Origin of the sequence: Streptomyces sp. NPDC005017, assembly GCF_042873115.1 — a bacterium.
Taxonomy (GTDB): domain Bacteria; phylum Actinomycetota; class Actinomycetes; order Streptomycetales; family Streptomycetaceae; genus Streptomyces.
In genome coordinates this window covers 24,994-43,262 of sequence record NZ_JBIALD010000036.1, presented here as the reverse complement: position 1 = coordinate 43,262, position 18,269 = coordinate 24,994, and the positions used below count along the sequence as shown (strand labels likewise).

At 71.0% G+C, this 18,269-nt stretch carries 11 protein-coding genes and 2 CRISPR repeat arrays; of the genes, 2 read left to right on the top strand and 9 right to left on the bottom strand.

Annotated features, from left to right (window positions below):
• Positions 1-1,376: 1,376 nt before the first annotated feature.
• Positions 1,377-4,515: direct repeats of the CRISPR family, unit length 29 nt; unit sequence GGGTCCATCCCCGCGGGTGCGGGGAGCAG.
• Positions 4,516-4,604: 89 nt separating this feature from the next.
• The 9 genes from cas2e to ACFYR0_RS34820 all read right to left on the bottom strand — a co-directional run bounded on the left by cas2e (position 4,605) and on the right by ACFYR0_RS34820 (position 16,356).
• On the bottom strand, positions 4,605-4,979 hold the full coding sequence (cas2e, locus tag ACFYR0_RS34860; RefSeq protein ID WP_389337398.1) for a type I-E CRISPR-associated endoribonuclease Cas2e: 375 nt from the start codon (positions 4,977-4,979) through the stop codon (positions 4,605-4,607).
• A complete protein-coding gene (gene cas1e, locus ACFYR0_RS34855) occupies positions 4,976-5,947 on the bottom strand; it encodes a type I-E CRISPR-associated endonuclease Cas1e (RefSeq protein WP_389337395.1) in 972 nt (323 codons plus the stop codon). Before cas1e ends, cas2e begins: the two co-directional genes overlap by 4 nt.
• Complete coding sequence (gene cas6e, locus ACFYR0_RS34850; RefSeq protein WP_389337392.1) at positions 5,944-6,723, bottom strand: type I-E CRISPR-associated protein Cas6/Cse3/CasE; 780 nt, start codon at positions 6,721-6,723, stop codon at positions 5,944-5,946. The genes cas1e and cas6e overlap by 4 nt, the downstream gene beginning before the upstream one ends.
• Complete coding sequence (gene cas5e / locus ACFYR0_RS34845; protein WP_389337389.1) at positions 6,723-7,469, bottom strand: type I-E CRISPR-associated protein Cas5/CasD; 747 nt, start codon at positions 7,467-7,469, stop codon at positions 6,723-6,725. Before cas5e ends, cas6e begins: the two co-directional genes overlap by 1 nt.
• Positions 7,466-8,656, bottom strand: a complete 1,191-nt coding sequence (gene cas7e / locus ACFYR0_RS34840; protein WP_389337386.1) for a type I-E CRISPR-associated protein Cas7/Cse4/CasC — start codon at positions 8,654-8,656, stop codon at positions 7,466-7,468. The genes cas5e and cas7e overlap by 4 nt, the downstream gene beginning before the upstream one ends.
• Entirely contained in the window at positions 8,653-9,342 is a 690-nt protein-coding gene (gene casB, locus ACFYR0_RS34835) for a type I-E CRISPR-associated protein Cse2/CasB (RefSeq protein ID WP_389337383.1), read from the bottom strand. Before casB ends, cas7e begins: the two co-directional genes overlap by 4 nt.
• A 101-nt stretch (positions 9,343-9,443) precedes the next feature.
• Positions 9,444-11,129 (bottom strand): type I-E CRISPR-associated protein Cse1/CasA, encoded by a 1,686-nt coding sequence (gene casA / locus ACFYR0_RS34830; protein WP_389337380.1) that lies wholly within the window; start codon positions 11,127-11,129, stop codon positions 9,444-9,446.
• Entirely contained in the window at positions 11,113-13,947 is a 2,835-nt protein-coding gene (gene cas3 / locus ACFYR0_RS34825; RefSeq protein WP_389337377.1) for a CRISPR-associated helicase Cas3', read from the bottom strand. The genes casA and cas3 overlap by 17 nt, the downstream gene beginning before the upstream one ends.
• A gap of 314 nt (positions 13,948-14,261) precedes the next feature.
• A CRISPR array of direct repeats spans positions 14,262-15,570; the repeat unit is 29 nt; unit sequence CTGCTCCCCGCACCCGCGGGGATGGACCC.
• Between the two features lie 162 nt (positions 15,571-15,732).
• A complete protein-coding gene (locus ACFYR0_RS34820) occupies positions 15,733-16,356 on the bottom strand; it encodes a nucleotidyltransferase domain-containing protein (protein ID WP_389337374.1) in 624 nt (207 codons plus the stop codon).
• Positions 16,357-17,620: 1,264 nt separating this feature from the next.
• Here ACFYR0_RS34820 and ACFYR0_RS34815 point away from each other — a divergent pair.
• Together ACFYR0_RS34815 and ACFYR0_RS34810 are read left to right on the top strand one after the other, a co-directional pair.
• Complete coding sequence (locus ACFYR0_RS34815; RefSeq protein ID WP_389337371.1) at positions 17,621-17,809, top strand: hypothetical protein; 189 nt, start codon at positions 17,621-17,623, stop codon at positions 17,807-17,809.
• Between the two features lie 70 nt (positions 17,810-17,879).
• Positions 17,880-18,173 (top strand): hypothetical protein, encoded by a 294-nt coding sequence (locus tag ACFYR0_RS34810; protein WP_389337368.1) that lies wholly within the window; start codon positions 17,880-17,882, stop codon positions 18,171-18,173.
• Positions 18,174-18,269 lie beyond the last annotated feature (96 nt).

Below are 18,269 nucleotides of genomic sequence, written 5' to 3'. Positions count from 1 at the left end.
ATGCTGAGTACCCGTTCCGACGGCGCACACATCGCTGTGCCGAGCGGGCCGGCGACACTTCTCCGAGGTGTCGTGGCCGTACGGCCTGTGGAGGACGAGGACCGTTGGTGGCTTCTCCACGAACTCAGCTGCAGGAGCAGAGACATCACTCGGCTGGTACAGGGCCAGAACAGCCGGGAAATCTCCGCCAGCGCCCTCAAGCGCCTGGAGATCGGCTGGCCGGACCAGTTCACGCGCACTGACTTCCACAGGCTGGCTGATCCCCTGCACACCGTGGTGCGACTCCTGGTCGCCAAGATCGCGACGCTTCACACCCTGCGGGGACGCACTCCTGCACGACAACTCAGCGAGGGCCGGCGTCCTCCGGGAACCGCCAGTCGAGCCGGAAGAGCAGGGCGTCCCTGCTCGTCGCCCCACCGTGGCCCCTCACCCACAGGGGACGACCGGCAATGAGTCAGGATGGTCCACAGAGACTGGGCAGGTACCCGAGTCAGAGTGAGATTTGGGAGGACAAGGACGCCAGGCCGCGCCCGGCACCGCCTTGAACTGCCACGCCGGTTTATCCCCGCGAGCGCGGGCAGTAGTCCTCTCGTTTAGCGGTCGTAGACCTGGCCGGGTCCATTCCCGCCGGCGCGGGGAGCAGTTGAAGCAGACGGGCGGGACGGTGGACGGCCTGGGTCCATCCCCGCGGGTGCGGGGAGCACAAACAACTAACGCCCTGCGTAGGGCCATCCCCGTGTGGGGAGCGCGACTATTTTCCGATTTTGCTAGCTTGCGTCACCTCGTCCACGCACGAACGTCAATCGGACGTCTCGACCCTTCCCTGACAGTAGGAGGAGGGCTGAAACGCCCAGTGCTGTGCTGCCGCCCAAGACTTCCATGATCGTCAAAGCGGGAACACCTTGCATGAGAAGGAGGGAAGCAAGGCCTGGAAAGGTTGTGAGCAGCACTACTTGGCTCGCTGGCACTAGTCGGTGGGTTGACCCTGAAGGGGAACAAGCGTCAGAAGCCGGGTATGCCCTGGTGTGTGAGTGTTCCTCGTGTGTCTCGGCGGTGCGGCGATGGTTGATCGCGCACGATGCCGGTTCGGTATCCATCATGAGGTCATGATTTCGGGGACTTACGCCCTGCGTGTTCCGTTCCATGAATCTGACGGTCTCTGACCGTCAAACCCCCCTGGCGCTTCGTTCGGTGCAGGGGAGCGCCACTATTTGAACGGATATTTAGGATCGGTTGGCGTGGCCCGACTTGGAGCCGGTGTTCAGGCACCGTCGAGGCCAGTCGCTAGGCGTTCTGGGATCCGGCGTCGGCGAGTTGTTCGGGCCAGCGCACAATCCCGCTGGCGACCTGGCGACCTGGCGACCTGGCGACCCGCAGGGTCCATCCCCGCGAGCGCGGGGAGCAGCTTGGGAGGCGAAGCGGTTCCGGCAGGCGGTCGGGTCATCCCCGCGGGTGCGGGGAGCAGCTGGTACAGGGTGCGCCGTCCGGACGGCACCAGGGTCCATCCCCGCGGGTGCGGGGAGCAGACCCTCTACGACGCGCTCTACGCCATCACCCCGGGTCCATCCCCGCGGGTGCGGGGAGCAGCCCAATCGGGGTCATCCTCAAACGGTTCCGCCGGGTCCATCCCCGCGGGTGCGGGGAGCAGCCATCAGCGAGGGCCTGTAGAGCGCTGTCCCGGGGTCCATCCCCGCGGGTGCGGGGAGCAGCGAGAGAGCGAGGGAGGTGTAGGGATGAGCGGGGGTCCATCCCCGCGGGTGCGGGGAGCAGGACAACTGGCTGGACGGCACCTACGACGGCTCGGGTCCATCCCCGCGGGTGCGGGGAGCAGCAGAGCAGCACGTGGGCGTGCGAGTGCCAGCCGGGTCCATCCCCGCGGGTGCGGGGAGCAGCCGGCGGACCGGGCGCCTGTCGAACGGGACGGGGGTCCATCCCCGCGGATGCGGGGAGCAGGGCGCGTACCGCAACACGCCCGTGCTCGGCCAGGGTCCATCCCCGCGGGTGCGGGGAGCAGTCACGGTTCAGTCACGATCAGCATCCACACTGGGGTCCATCCCCGCGGGTGCGGGGAGCAGTACCTGCACGGCGAGCGTCACGCCATGACGCTGGGTCCATCCCCGCGGGTGCGGGGAGCAGCACCCGGACCACCGGGACTACCGGGAGGACGCGGGTCCATCCCCGCGGGTGCGGGGAGCAGTCCCCACGGTGGTCCCGGCTCTCACCCCGGTCGGGTCCATCCCCGCGGGTGCGGGGAGCAGTGGTGGTGGCGGGATGGCGCGAGCCGCCCCGCGGGTCCATCCCCGCGGGTGCGGGGAGCAGCCGCACCCCCCGGCCGCCTCGGCCAGCGTCACGGGTCCATCCCCGCGGGTGCGGGGAGCAGCCCTCCTTAAGCAGGATGCCGCCCTTGCTCGCGGGTCCATCCCCGCGGGTGCGGGGAGCAGCGCCCCTCAGCCATCGGTCAAGGGTTTGCTTCGGGTCCATCCCCGCGGGTGCGGGGAGCAGACGAAGCAGGAAGCGCCGGCCGGGGACGAGACGGGTCCATCCCCGCGGGTGCGGGGAGCAGAACAGGTCTTCGGGGGAAAATGAAACCCCCCTGGGTCCATCCCCGCGGGTGCGGGGAGCAGCACACCGTGACGAACGTGGAGTGGCATCTGCCGGGTCCATCCCCGCGGGTGCGGGGAGCAGATCAGCATCGAGCGCTGGCTGGTCCGGGCCCTGGGTCCATCCCCGCGGGTGCGGGGAGCAGGCCGACGCGCTCCGCTCCGCCCGCGGCTCAGCGGGTCCATCCCCGCGGGTGCGGGGAGCAGACGTTGAAAGGCCCGTCGGCCGCGAACGTCACGGGTCCATCCCCGCGGGTGCGGGGAGCAGACCAGGCGGCGGCGGGCGAACCGGTACTGCGAGGGTCCATCCCCGCGGGTGCGGGGAGCAGTACAGGATTCCCGCGCGGAAAACCCTCTCGTGGGGTCCATCCCCGCGGGTGCGGGGAGCAGGGTGGTCTGCGACATGGTCAGACCTCCCGCGTGGGTCCATCCCCGCGGGTGCGGGGAGCAGGACGCGAACGGCGACGTCCTGCCCCAGGTCCCGGGTCCATCCCCGCGGGTGCGGGGAGCAGAGCATCACGCGCCAGATGCCGCCGAGCTTGGCGGGTCCATCCCCGCGGGTGCGGGGAGCAGCACGGCGCGGAGATACCGGGCCCCGTCTACGTGGGTCCATCCCCGCGGGTGCGGGGAGCAGCTTGCTCACGGTGCCACCAGCTCTCTGGCCGTGGGTCCATCCCCGCGGGTGCGGGGAGCAGGAAATAGGTCGTCATGTGGGTGCGCAGCCCCAGGGTCCATCCCCGCGGGTGCGGGGAGCAGACGCGTTGTCAAGCCGTCGCGGGAGTACCTCCGGGTCCATCCCCGCGGGTGCGGGGAGCAGGTGTGGTGGACCAGGACCAGCGCAAGCGAGTAGGGTCCATCCCCGCGGGTGCGGGGAGCAGACTGGGACACAACCGCCGCTCCCGCACCCGGAGGGTCCATCCCCGCGGGTGCGGGGAGCAGCACCGTCCGTCAACCTGTCGGCGGACGGGGATGGGTCCATCCCCGCGGGTGCGGGGAGCAGTCGCCGGTCTTGATCCGGCCGTGGATCGCGAAGGGTCCATCCCCGCGGGTGCGGGGAGCAGGACCGGTCCGCGATCCGCGCCGCGCTGGGGGAGGGTCCATCCCCGCGGGTGCGGGGAGCAGATCACCTCCGCCGGTAACGCCGCGGCGGTCGCGGGTCCATCCCCGCGGGTGCGGGGAGCAGAGACTCGCCCCTAGGGCGTATGAGCCGGGAGAGGGTCCATCCCCGCGGGTGCGGGGAGCAGACCGCCGCCGCGCCGCCGGAGCAGCCGCCGCTGGGTCCATCCCCGCGGGTGCGGGGAGCAGGTGCGGGATCAGGACCCCGCGTGCTGCGACCTGGGTCCATCCCCGCGGGTGCGGGGAGCAGTCATGCCGGACCTCGGCAAGATCCTGTGGTTCGGGTCCATCCCCGCGGGTGCGGGGAGCAGGGGTTCCGTCAGGTCTGCAAGGTGGTCGCCGCGGGTCCATCCCCGCGGGTGCGGGGAGCAGCAGGCGCACCGGGAGACGATCGCGAACGCCGCGGGTCCATCCCCGCGGGTGCGGGGAGCAGGCTGCTCGGGGGACTTGGTGCGTTCGAGGCTCGGGTCCATCCCCGCGGGTGCGGGGAGCAGTTGGTGTACGCCTGCTGAGCGGTGTTCTCGTAGGGTCCATCCCCGCGGGTGCGGGGAGCAGGGATGCCGGACTCGGCCCGGAGGCGGGCCGGAGGGTCCATCCCCGCGGGTGCGGGGAGCAGGACGCGAAGCAGGCACCGCCGGTCCTGCGTCCGGGTCCATCCCCGCGGGTGCGGGGAGCAGTCACGTCGCCGTTGTCGGCGCGGATAGTGATCGGGTCCATCCCCGCGGGTGCGGGGAGCAGACGCTCCGACAACTGGCGACACACGGGATGGGGGGTCCATCCCCGCGGGTGCGGGGAGCAGTCTGGTTGACCTGGGGTTCTACTGCGCGGGGTGGCGTTTTCTGACTAGTTTCTTCGATTTGGGCATAGGGGGTATTCAGCGCTTTCTGGTCAGTGCTTGCGGAAGCGTCGGCGTTTGGCTTGGCTGCTCCATCCGGCTGGCGGCTGGTCGGGGTTGTCGTGGGCGGGGGCTGTGGCTGGGGTGGGTGGGTGTGGGGTGGGGCGGTGGATGAGGGTGGTGCCTTCGTGGTCGGTGGGGTGCCATGTGTGGTCGTGGGTGCGGAAGGTGAAGCCTTGTTCGTTGTTGGTGGTGTGGGCGAGGAGGGCGCGGCCCTGGCCCGCGTAGGTGCGTACTTCGTTCCAGAGGGCGTCGCGGATGCGGGCGGAGGGGTTGCCGATGAAGACGCCGGCTGAGATTTCGAGCATCCAGCGGGTGAGGAAGCCGCGTAGTCCGGCGGGGCAGTTGGTGAGGACGATGACGGTCACCAGAGGTGGTCCGGGTAGTCGTGGTCGGGGCCGTCGTGGTTGGTGCCGGAGGCGAGGTGGTGGCCGTGGTCGCTCTGGAGGGTGACCTGGTCGCGGTCGTCCGTGGTGGCGGTGTGGAGGGCGGTGTCGGGTAGGAGGAGGTGTTTGATGTCGTTGACGCAGCGGTCGAGGAGGGATGTGTCGTTGATGCGGTCGCGCAGGGCGCGGCGGGTGCGGGGTCCGATGTCTTCGTCGCTGTGGGCGGCGGTGTCGAAGGCGACGGGGATGCCGATGTCGGTTTTGTAGAGGTCGGCGATGTCGAGGACGAAGGAGAGTTCGTGGCCGGAGTGGATGAAGCCGAGGGCGGGGCTGCATCCGAGTGAGGTGACGACGGCGTGGGCGATGCCGTACATGCATTGTGCGGCGGCGGTGAGGGCCTGGTTGACGGGGTCGCCGCTGGTGTAGTCGCCGGGGGTGTAGCGGCGGCCTTTCCAGACGATGCCGGTGCGGGCGGCGTGGGTGCGGTAGCAGTCTTTGACGCGTTTGCCTTCGCGGCCGAGGAGTTCGCGGCGGGTGAGGCCGGCGGGGTCTTCGTCGGGGAAGCGCAGCCGGTACATGCGGCGGGCGACGGCGAGGCGGGTGCGGGGGTTGGCCCATTGCAGGGCGTGGGCTTCCATGAGGGCGGAGGAGCGGGTGAGGGCGCGGCCGGAGGCGTAGTAGCGCACGGCGTGTTCGCCGACCCAGGCGACGGCGGCGCCGGTTTCGCCGAGGACGCTCATGGCCTGGTGGGTGATGCGGGTGCCGGGGCCGAGGAGGAGGGTGCCGATGGTGGCGGAGGGGATGTGGGTGGTGCCTTCGGCGTCGGTGGCGGTGATGGCGTTGGCGTCGCGGTGGACGGTGCAGCGTTCGAGGTAGAGGAAGGACAGGCGTTCGGCGGTGCGGGTGAGGTGCCGTGGGGTGAGGGCGGCGCGCTGGGAGACGTTGCTCATGGGGCTGTGTGGGTGAGGGGGGTGAGGGTGAGGAGGCCGCAGCCGTAGGCGCGGGCGCGGCCGATGCCGCGGGTGAGGGTGCGGCGCAGGGCGTCGGGGTCGGTGACCTCGAGGCGGCCGTCGTAGGTGACGGTGACGAGAGTGACCTTGTTCCGGTGCTGGCCGGCGGGGCCCGGGGTTTTGTCGAAGGCCAGGGGGCGGGTGTCGGTGACGGTGAGTTCGTAGCGGTCGCCGTGGTGGGGGCTGCCGTGGTGGGTGGTGCCGGAGGGCAGCAGGCGCTGTGCGGGGGGCTTTTCGAGGATGCGGATGCCTGCCCGTTCCTGGCGGCCGGTGTCCAGGAGCCAGCCCATCTGGTGGACGGGGGTGCGGTGGGCGGTGAGTTTGCGGGCCTCGCTGTCCTTGCGGCGGATGGTGTGGACGGGGTTGGCGGTGAGGCGGAAGGCCCAGCGTGATCCGGTGGTCAGCCGGTCGAGGAAGGGGCCGTAGGGGCGGGTCTGCCAGCCGGGGTCGTCGGGGGTTGCGGCGGCGGGCCAGCCGGCCTGTTCGACGAGGTGGGTGAGGTCGGGCCGGTCGGGGCTGACGACGAACAGCATGACTTCGGCGCGGGCGCGGTGGTCCAGGCGCCACAGCACCCGTGGCGCGCCGGGGGCGGGGCGGTCGCCGGGCAGGATGCCGGGGAAGGAGGACATGACGGCCGCGTGCAGGGCCTGCGGGGTGGAGAGCAGGCGGCGGGTGCCGGGCCGGGCTGTGTTGAGGCGGAAACGGGTGAGGAACATCAGGCGTTCCCCTCCTCCGGATAGGCGGCCAGCGTGTCGAACGGATCGTGTGGGTGGGCTCGGTTGCCAGCGGTCGGCGGCCGGGGCACGGCGGTGGTGGCGACGGTGCGCAGGGCGTGGCGCCGGTGTGCGGTGGCGAAGCTGACGGGCTGGTCGCGCAGCGTGTCCGCAGCCGAAGCACTGTCGCCGGGGGCGGTTTCGTGCAGCACGGTCAGTGTCTCGGGGGGCGGGGTGTGCCGGCGGCGCCGGTACCAGTCGGCGGCCTGCCACGGTTCGCGGGCGAGGACGTCCTCGAGGCGGGCGTCGTCATGGAGGGTGAGGTCGACGGGGCGGGCCGGCGGGCAGGAGCGGCGGCCGAGGAACGGCGGGTAGGCGGGGGAGCGCAGTGCCTGCTGCAGGCCGGTGAGCAGGCCGTGCGGGCCTTCGACGGCGGCGACGAACACTGCGTCGGCGAGGTAGAAGCGTTCCGACAGCGGCATGGCTTTGCCGGTGTCCATGTGGTGGGCGGTGTGGAAGTCGCGGATGCGGGTGCCGGGCTGGTCGATGCGGACACCGAACCGCAGGGCGCTCAGGGGTGCGAGGCTCATGTCGTCGTCGCGTTCGATGCCGGCTGCGGCGGCGAGCAGGCCGATGACGGCGCTCTTGGTGGGGGCGGATTCGGTGGTGCGCCGGGTGAAACGGGAGGAGGCCCCCCAGGACTGCAGGGGGCCCGCGAGTAGCAGGGACAGGACGGAGGTGCGGGTCATTCCGGCTTCTCCAGCCGCTGGGCGACGGCCTGTCCGACGGCCTCGACGAGTGCGGTGAGGTTGTCCGCTTCCGTACCGAGGCGGGCGAGGTCGCGGGTGTGGGGGCCGACGCGCAGGATCCAGGCGGGGTCGCCCTGGGTGCCGTAGGCGCGTTCGATGTCGGGGACGTATGCGGTGAGCCGGTCGCAGGCGGCGCGCAGGTGGCCTCCCTCGCCGGTGCGGACGGGGTCCTCGAAGGCCGAGACGTAGCTGACGGGCCAGGTGGAGCGCAGGGTGACGAGGACGGCGTCGGGCAGGGTGTGGTGCCCGAACGTGTTGATCTTTCCGGTGGGCAGGGAGGCGGCGAAGCTGTGCACGAACGCCTCGACGGCGCGGCGGACGGGCTCGGTTCGAGGTTCGTCCTCGCGCAGGCCCTGGCCGAGGTTGGCGGCGAGCTGGTGGATGCCGAGGGCGGCGTAGCGGTAGAGGGTCGCGGAGTTGAAGTCGACGGTGCCGATCATGCCGGCGCCGGTCTCTTCGTCGCGGTTGTTGTCGTCGACGGCGGTGTAGTAGTCGGATTCGTTGTCGACGCGGTGGACGCTGAGGGCGTGGGCGACCTGGACCGCGGCGTCGACGTTGATGTCGGGGATGTCCGCGACCATCCGCCCGAACAGGGCGATGTCCACGGAGTGCCGGGTGTCGGCTGCCTGGCGGGCGCGGTCCTTGTTCTTCTTCTCCTTGAAGAAGGCGGTGATGTCGGCTGCGCCTTCGGCGGCGAGCGCGGCGAGGGCGTCGAGCTGGCGGGCGGAGAGGAAGACCAGGTACTTCGCTTCCGGGGCGGGAGCGGGGCCGCCGTCCTTGGCCTGGTCGGCCTTGCGCTTGGGCACCTCGGTCTTGAGCCCGGCGGCCTTGACGGCCTCGTCCGCCCGGCGTAGTGCTTCCTCCTCGCTGAGCGTCGGGTCGAGCGCGGTGATCCGCTCGGCGAGGAGTTCGACGACCTTCTTGGTGCGCACGCCGAGCTCGGCCGTATCGAGGAGGTGCTCGTCGCGGAAGTAGGTGCGGATGGCCCGCTTCCAGGCCTGGCTGGAGACCCGGGCGCGGGGCACGCCGCCGTAGACGGCCGTCTTCGGCGCGCCGGTGTCGTCCCGGTTGAGGTTGCTGGGCGGGACGGTCTGCAGGGCGTGCACGTCCAGGAAGAAGCGGTTCACGAGGCGTCCTTGTCGTCCTTGGCGATCGGGCTGGTGTCGTCGGCGGCGGGGGTGGTGCGGGGCAGGGTGTGGAAGGAGCGGCCCCACGCCCGGCGCACGGCCGCGGGTCCGTCGGGCCACTGCCAGGCGTACAGCTGTCCGGCGAGCAGCCCGTAGTCGAGGGGGATGTCCGCGCCGCGCAGCAGGGTGACGATGTCCCGCAGGCGCTGCGCGAGCGCGGTCAGGTCGGCGGCGGTGCCGGCCCGCACCAGGCGTTTGCGGACTGCTTCGTCGATGTCCCCGGCGGGCATGAGGCGGCGGACCGCGGCGCCGAGCCCGCCGGGCAGGCCTGCGGTGTGGGTGCGGTGCATGCGCGAGCCGCGCGACTGCTGGTGCAGCGCCCACAGGGTCAGCGCCGTGTACACGGCGTCCTCCGCACGCACGAGTTCCGTCTCGCGCAGCGGCCGCGCGTGGCCGTCGGCCGCGTGGAGGGGGCTTGTGTCGATCAGGCCCCACAGGTCGGGCAGGGCGGCTGCGTCCCGGCCCGCACCGCGGCGCAGGCGTGCGAGTGCGGCGACGGCGGCCGGCTGGTCGCGCAGGTAGCCGTTCTGCCAGTAAGTGATGCGGTCGGCGGCCAGGCGGGTGATACGGCCGCCGACGCCGGTGCCCGGCTGCTGGGTGGACCCGGGCGGGGTGAGGGTGGTCATCGTGGTGTCTCTGTCTGTCGGGTGCCGCAGCACGGGGGAGTGAGGCCCAGTCGGGGGAGTGAGGCCCAGTGGGGACGGGCAGTGTCGGGCTGCGCGTGGGTTCAGGCGCTGGTGCCGGACTGCCCGTTGTGCCCGCCAGCCGGACCGGCAGCGGGGCCGGGCAGTGCTTTCGCCAGGCGTCTGCGGAACCAGGTGTCGGCCAGTCCCGCACTGAGCCACACGGTGCCGTTCTTGGCGTTGACGGTTCTGCCCTGCCAGGCGCTGTCCCCTGCCGTCTCGATGAGGCGGTCGCCGAGCCGGCCGATCACCTGCCGTGCCCGGGTCTGCCAGTGGCTGCGCTGTTCGAACGGGTCGTCCGCGTCGGCGAGTTCGGCCAGCCAGGTGCGGTAGGGCTGTTCCAGCGCGTCGAACCCGGCGCGGCGGGCGCTGTCCTTCGCGCTGTCTGCGGTGCTGCCGGCTGCGGTGGCCAGGTCGCCTGCCAGGTCACCCAGGGCGCGGACGGCCAGGTCGGCGTCCTCGGCGGCGTCGACGGCCTGTCGGCCGTAGGTGCGGTCCTGGCGGTGCAGCAGCACGACCGGCATCAGGAGGTGGTCGTCGACGATGTCGTCGATCACGGACTGCTGCGTCCCGTATGCGGCGCCGATCACCCGTGTGCGCACGAGGAAGCGGCGCTCGAGGTGGCCCTCGGTGACCAGGCGGGCGATCCACTCCAGGACACCCGGCCGCAGATGCGCCGTCGGCTGCGCTGTCTGCGCGCCCTCGGTGCGGTCGGCGACCAGGGAGGCGATGCCCCGCCAGGCGGCGCGGGACGGATCGTGTTCCCTGGGCAGGTAGACCAGGGCCTGGCGGTGCTTTTTCTCCTGGGCCTCGCTGCGCCGCCAGGCTGTCATCGGTTCCCGGTGGAACATGTTCCGCCAGGCGGCCGGGTCTCCGTAGCCGAGGACGACGCCGTGGACGCCGTCGCTGTCGTGGTGCAGGAGCAGGCGGCGGGACTGCCACGTGTACAGGTCGCGCGGCCCGGCCGGGGTGCGCCCGGTCGTGCCGGGGCCGGGGGGTTCGTGGCGCCAGGCTGGCCGGTCGCCGGGGCTGATGTCGAGGGGGCCGGTGTCGGCGGCGATCAGGTTCAGCAGCAGCGTCTCGCGCAGGGTGTCGCCTTCGGCGAAGACGCCTCCCAGGCCGCCGGCCCAGCCCGTGCCCAGCGGATACACCTTGCCGCCCCTGACGCGCTCGTCCCCCACCGCGCCGGACTTGATGCCGGAGGTGTCGAAGGCATGGGCGTGGACGGTCCAGCGGGCGGCTTCGGCGAACGTCAGCCGCAGACCGTCCGGCGGGCGGGCCGTGAAGAACGGCTCACCGTTGGGCACGTCGGCCACGATCCGGTTCAGGTGGAAGACCTCGTCCTTCGCCGTGCGCAGCTTCGCTGTCTGGAAGAACGGCGTTTCGGGGTGCAGGAGGTCGAAGCGCTCGCGGTGGGTGTCGAGGTAGTCCTGGACGGGAGCGAAACAGTCCGGGTCATCTTGCAGATCCGCCCATTCCTCGATGTCCGCGGGTCCGTCGAGGGCGTCGTGCGCGATGGCCAGCAGCAGGCGCATCAGGGCGAACTCCTGCGTCGGCAGGTCCCCGACGATCCGGCGTAACCTGCCCGCCCGGGCGAAGACCTGACGCAGGGACAGCTCGTGCTGGGCGCCGTCCACGTCGAGCACGCCGATCCAGGGCCGGTCGGTCAGGTCGAACGACGGCGCCGGGGACGCGGCCTGGGGTGCGGGTAAGTCAGTTACGGTCGTCACGGGTGACCTCCAGGCCGTCCAGGGGGCTGTAGCGAAGTGAGAAGCCTGCCAGAGAGGTCTGACAGTCCTCGTCCAGCGCCAGGATCAGCTGGCCGGCGAGCCAGGGACACTCCTTGCCCTGCCACGCCTGCACATACAGCTGCTCCAGCTGTGCGATCGCCTTGTCCATGACCTCGGGGGAGGAGAACTGCGCGGGCAGGCGCAGCCCGCAACTCGCCGCCGTACGCGCCGCGAACGACGACGGCGCCTGGTCGAGCGGCAGTCCGAGGCCTGCCCGCGGGCGCCCTTTGCTGTCGGGCTCCAGCCACGGCAGGGTGGCCAGGGTCCCGTCGCTGCGGCGCTGCACGACGACGACTTTCAGGCTTTCGCGGCTGTCGCGGACCTGGGCCGCACCCGTGGGGCTGTCGTCGGCGTCTCCCACGCCGGCCGCCACCCACCCGAACAGCGGCCGTCCGGGCCTGCCGACGTCGCTCAGGCGGAACACGGAGGCCCGCTCTGCCTGATCGGCCCGGTGAGCGTCGAACCGCTCCCGCGCCTGCTGCATCGCCTCGCCCCATGACGGCGGGCCGATCGGATCCGGCCCGTAGGCCTGCTGGACGAGAACACTGATGTCGGAGGGCAGGCGCACCAGCCGCCCGCCCGGCGCGAGATGGGGCAGCAGCGCTGCGGCCGACCGCAGCAGCAGATACCGCCCGTACACGGCCACCGACCCGCGCACCGGCACCGGAACATCCTCCGCGGCCATGCCCCAGTCGGCGCCGGTGAGCAGGCAGCGGGCCGTGCGCAGCCGTCCGGGCCGCCCGCTCTGCAGCTCACCGCGCTGATGGCGGTGCAGACGGCCCATACGCTGCAGCAGCAGGTCCACCGGGCACAGATCGCTTACGAGCAGGTCGAAGTCCACGTCCAGGGACTGCTCGGCCACCTGGCTCGCCACCACGAAATGCCGTCTGATGGGCCTGCCGTCCGCCTTCTGCGGCGGCCCGAACCGCTTCAGCAGATCACGGTCCTTCGCCGCCCGGTCCAGATCGACGAACCTCGAATGAGCCACCGTCACCGCGGCGTCCCCGAACCGCTCACGCAGCACCCGCGCGGCCTCCAGCACCCGGGCGACGGTGTTGCGCACGACCAGTACGCAGCCGCCCTCACCGGTCTCCGCCTCCAGACGGCCGGCCAGCAGCTGAAGATCGTCACCGAGCGGCTCCACCACCACATCCGTCACCCTGCCCGACGCCCCGGGACGCCGCTCGACCGGCACACCGTCGGGAACAACGGCAGTGATCAACGGATAGGCCACCTCCGCCGTTTCGGCCGGCTCCGCCAGCTTGCCGGGCTGTTCCTGGCTGCTGACACCGCCGTAGGCGGAAAGCAGCTGGCGCCGCCGCCCGGCAGGCAGGGTCGCGGACAGCACGATCACCGGAACGCGGTAGGCACCCAGCCAGGACAGCACCCGGTCCAGATACACGCTCATATACGTGTCGTAGGCGTGCGCCTCGTCGATGACCACGACCTTGCCCGCCACCGCCAGATGACGCAGCGCCAGATGGCGGCTCTTCAGACCCGCGAACAGCAGCTGATCGACCGTGCCCGCAACGAACGACGCCAGCATGGCCTTCTTACGGCCCCGCAGCCAGGCGTGCGCGACCAGCTCGGCGACTGCCCGCCGCACCCCGCCGGCCGCCTGCGTACGCGATAAAGCCCACTCCTCGTCCACGCCGACGGCAGTGACCTCTCCCGCACGGGCCATCAGGCCCGCGAACTCCTCATTCAGCGCAGCCTTCGAATGCGCCAGATGCACCGACTGCCGCGTGCCGGACATCCCGGGCAGCCGCTCCAGCCACGTGAGCAGACGGGGAAACATGGCATTGCCGGTCGCCATCGTCGGCAGCGCGAAGAACACCCCACCCGCACCCGAATGCGCCGCGAACACCTCCGCCACGGCCAGTGCGGCCTCCGTCTTCCCCTCACCCATCGGCGCCTCCACGATCATCAGACCGGGCGCCTGCAACTCACGGGCCAGCGCCAGCGCACCCTCCTGCACCGGCCGCGCCTTCACCCCCGCCGGAAGCCCGAACCGCGCGGACAGCAACTCCTGCGCGCCGTGCCCCGCATCCTGCGCCAGCCACGGCGCTGGCAGGTCCAGCCCGCGCCAGGCACGCGCGAGCCGCTCCTCACCATCGCATCCGGCTCCGTCGGGAAAGTACGGGAACAGCGCCGGATTGCTGGCGATCCAGTCGCAGACGATGACGATCGCCGTGAGCAGCACCTGCACCGGCTGCGAAAGCCGCACCGCGCCCCAGCCGTCCAGCCGCCCGGCGACACCGAAGTGCTCGGCGCACGCGTCCAGCAGCTCGGTCTGCACCTCACGCCAGAGGTCCTCGGCGCTGCCCCGGGTCCGCAGGAGCTCCTCATGGTCGTAGAGAGCCTTGATCTGCCCGTGCTCTGGCGGCACCCCGTGGTGACCGCCGACCGCGACCGTGAACTGCCCCGTCCGCGACGCAGCCCACCCGTGCCGCTCTTCCAGCCACTCGCCCAGCAGCACCTGCCCGGCAAGACCGTGCGGGGCGAGCCGACGGCCGGGCCCCATCGCTTCAGCCGAACGCATCGCGAGCCCCTGCCCACGCATCGCATCAGCGAGTGAGGGGACTTGGCAGGCGAACGCTGGCGTCGCCTTGCCGATGTCGTGCACCCCGGCCAGCCACACCGCCAGAGCCCGGGCATCGGCATCGCCACCCGGCAAGGACCCGGCGACGAGATTCCGCACGCCTGTCGGCAGCCACTGGTCCCACAGCAGGCCCGCCACCGCGGCCGAGTCCTCCATGTGCCGCCACAACGGCAGCCACCCGTCGCTGTCTCGATCATGCTTCGCCCATACCGACCGGGCCGGCCCTCGAAGCCGACGCAACAGGTCAGAGCGGTCAATCCCCCCACGCTGCATGGAAGATTCATACCGGCTGAAGGCGCGGCTACGGGCACGATTCCCTGAACTTGGCGATAGCCGTCCTTCGTCGCAGACCTTCCCGGCACAATCAATAGTTTCAACACACCACGCGGTACCTATTGTTACATTTGCCGGACTCTATGAACCTTGACAAAAACATGCCTGCAACGCGATAAAGCTGCAGGTCATCGAGACTGCTCCCCGCACCCGCGGGGATGGACCCACGCCCTCGCCCCGAGCGAGACCCGGAGGGTGCTGCTCCCCGCACCCGCGGGGATGGACCCAAGGGCGACGCCTGGCGCGCCGTACAGAAGACCTGCTCCCCGCACCCGCGGGGATGGACCCGCAACCGACCCGCCGCCGACTGGGCCGACGCCCTGCTCCCCGCACCCGCGGGGATGGACCCGTGGCGCGGTCCTCGGCGTCGTGGTCGCAGATCTGCTCCCCGCACCCGCGGGGATGGACCCCACTAACTCGCTGTCGGTCTGTAGCGCAGAAACTGCTCCCCGCACCCGCGGGGATGGACCCAGGGCCGCGGCCATGGCCGTGGCAATGGGGACCTGCTCCCCGCACCCGCGGGGATGGACCCGATCGTGTTGACGGTGAGCTTGAGCTTGAACGCTGCTCCCCGCACCCGCGGGATGGACCCGCTGCTCATCCTCATGGCTCAGCTGCTGCGAGCTGCTCCCCGCACCCGCGGGGATGGACCCTCCGCCGGCACGATGGACGTCTATGCCGCGAACTGCTCCCCGCACCCGCGGGGATGGACCCGCGGCCGCCGCCTTGCCCGCGGACGGGCCGGCCTGCTCCCCGCACCCGCGGGGATGGACCCCCGTTCCTCGCGGGCGGGTGGGGCGTCCAGTTCTGCTCCCCGCACCCGCGGGGATGGACCCGCAACCTCCCTCCCGAAGTCCCATCAGCATGCCTGCTCCCCGCACCCGCGGGGATGGACCCTCGGGGGCCGCGCGGTCGGCGGCCACGGTGTCCTGCTCCCCGCACCCGCGGGGATGGACCCACGCTCACCGGCCCCCAGTTCGACCGCATCCGCTGCTCCCCGCACCCGCGGGGATGGACCCCCCCTGACCGCACGTCAAAGCCCCGCCGGATCACTGCTCCCCGCACCCGCGGGGATGGACCCTGACCGGCACCGGCCCCGCCCCCGAGTGAACACTGCTCCCCGCACCCGCGGGGATGGACCCGAGACCGACCGCGTGGCCGTCGCAATCCTCGGCTGCTCCCCGCACCCGCGGGGGATGGACCCTACCCCTTCGCCCTCGTCCAAGCCGTCCCCACCTGCTCCCCGCACCCGCGGGGATGGACCCGTCGCGATCGGGATCGTGACCGTGGACGGTTCCTGCTCCCCGCACCCGCAGGGATGGACCCGACGGTGCGGCCTTCATGAATCGCCGGGCCTCCTGCTCCCCGCACCCGCGGGGATGGACCCTCGTCGGACTGCGCCCGAGTGAGCGCGCAAATGCTCCCCGCACGCGCGGGGATGGACCCACCTATCCGGTCATCGAGATCCACGGGCCCAGTCGGCCGACGGCAGGACGAGCCATCTCCTCAGCGTTAGGGTGCAGTTCCTCAGCGAGCTGCTGGTCGTGGAGGTCACGTCGCCCACGATGACCCGGCCCCGGAACCCCGACCTGTACGACGTTCCGCTGCTCATGTTCGGCTGACCGGCGGGAGCCGGCGGAGCCAGGGGTGGCCGGGCGCGATCACGCTGATCGCGTCCGTCAGCCAGGCGCGTGCCGGAGCATCCAGCAGCGGCAGTACCGCTTCGAAGTCGGTTTCGTCCTTTTCCCGGGTCGCCTTCGCCTTGTAGAAGAGCTGCACCTCGGGCGCGAGATACGGGATACCCGTCTCGCTCGTCCGTCCGAGCCGGTCGATCGGGAGGCGGATCGCGGGGTGGCGCCGCGAGACCCACTGGGTGCCCTCGGCCTCGTCCAGCATGAGCTGCACGGACCAGGGCGCCTCGGGTGTGCGGCGGCACCAGATGTCGTGGAGCGGAGGCCGAAGGACCTCTCCAGGACGCCACGGTCGCAACTGCCCTTGGCCGGGCGGGTCCGCCACGTACAGGTCCCAGCCGGCGAGGAGATCCGTGACGCGGTTTTGGTCATGCCGAAGGAAGAGGACGTCGAGATCGCCGTGTGCGCGCAGCTCGCGGCCGACCGCGAGTTGGATCGCGTAGCCACCGGCGATCCACCACGGGAAGTCCGCCTGGGCGAAGACCGCGGCCGCATCCTCGGGACGATCCGGTACCCAGCGGCCCAACACATCAGCACTCACCCGTCCATACTCCCAGTGACCAGACCGGGCGGAGGTGAAGGCGGCGGCGGTCGGCGGTTCGCCGGGGTGCCCTGTCGCTCGTTCGCCCGGCGCTCATAAACGCCCATGAGTATCAGAGGTACCGACGGCCATCGTTGAGTGCGTGACCCGCGATCGGCTTCGTCGCTGGTGCTCGAGTCACGACCCTTCCGGGTCCGCGCGCCGGAAGTCGGGGTGCTTCCTGTGGCAGTACACCTCGCAGCGCGCTGCACTTCGTGACCCCGACGCAGCGTCTGCCGGGTGGAGGATGGGAGGGTGTCGATGAATGAGACGGAACTGCTGGCTCTTCTGCGTGAACTTGATGCCCCGGAGCGGCTGGAGTGGCCGCTGAACTATGACCGTGCCGCGGCGGGCCTCGCCTTCGGCAGGCGGGTAGGCGGGTGCTGCTCCGTTGGGGATCGTTCGGCGGGTACGGGTTCTCGGCCTTTCGGTTCGCAGAGGTGCACGGGGTCCGGGCCGGGGGTGTGGGGCCGGACGAAGGTCTTCTCTGCGTCCGGTGAATTCCTGTGTGAGTGAATTTCGTTCGAGGCGTTGTTCGGCGTTGTGGCACCATGTGCCGCATGACGATGAACCGAAGGGTCCATGCCGCGTAGACGGCCACGAGGGATCCGTGTCGGCGACTGCGGGAGTCCCCGGGCAAGGGGTGCGGGGCTGGCCATCGACGGCCTGTCTTCGCGCGCACTGTCGGAGATTGCCCGCCTTGAGCGCACCCGCAACTACCTGCAGCCAGGTGACGTCAGCGCTGCTGTGGACTTGTGGAAGTACTACGTCCACCAGCCCGAGCGTGTTTTGTGGCACGACTACGAGTGGGGCGACGTGCACTGGTACTGCTGCGGCAACCCTCTCGAAGCCCGAGTCCTCATCGACACCGTGATGCAGGCCATGTCGCGCCGAAGCGCCCGCGAACTTCGCAAGATTGTCAGCCGGTCAGACGCCGTCTGGAACCTTCCGTCACCGCCGTATGGGGCGGACGGAACATAGGGGGACAGCCTCAGGTTGTTAAGGAAGCCGTCACAGCGTCCGCACCGCGACATCCGATCGACATCTCTGATGCAGACCCGCGGACCGCCACCCTCAAACCGACCACAGAACCCACAACGCAGGAGAGACTCAATTCCAGAGTCTGTCCCAAGCAAAGAATGAGGCACTCACGGGGGAATCAACACCGAAGCCTCGGGTACTCCGCCCGCATCACCGCCCACCCGAAACCGACACCGGAGAATCAATGACGCGCGAGCCCGAAACCGACGAAGGCAACCGGTTCTGCAAGGCGTGCGGCACGCCGGCCGAGGACGGGAAACTGTGCAACCACTGCGGCGCCGCCCTGGACCTCCCCGACACAGCTGGGCTGGTCGAGGACCAAGGCGCGGCAGTACGCCGCGATTTCGAAGGACGCACCCAGCAGCAGAAGTGAACGGCGGCCAAAGGACGAACCCGACCCGCCCGCTGCGTTGAACGGCACGCACCGGGGTACACGGGCCGGCATGGCATCCACAACTGAGAGCGTCACGTCCCTGCGGGCCGTGCGGCAGCTGCGCCGGGTCCGCACCTTCTACGCAGGTGGCGTCCTGCTGTGGGCGGTACTGACCGTCTGGACCGCCTGGCAGTCGCCCGGCAGCCGGCAGATGTGGGTGTCCGCACTCCTTCTGGCCGTCTTCAGCGGCCTCCTGCTCACAGCCTCCCTCTGGCTGCAGCGCCTCCAGCCCGCAGGCTCGCACCGTCCCGCGCACCACGCCGCATCACGCAAGACAGCTGCACCACGCCACGCGCATGCCTGACGCACCACCGGCAAAGGCAGCACCGCCCGCCCGGCCTCATCGTGTTTCTGCACCTCGGTATGGGCCTGCAAGCCAGTCCCTTTCTGGACCGTCTCT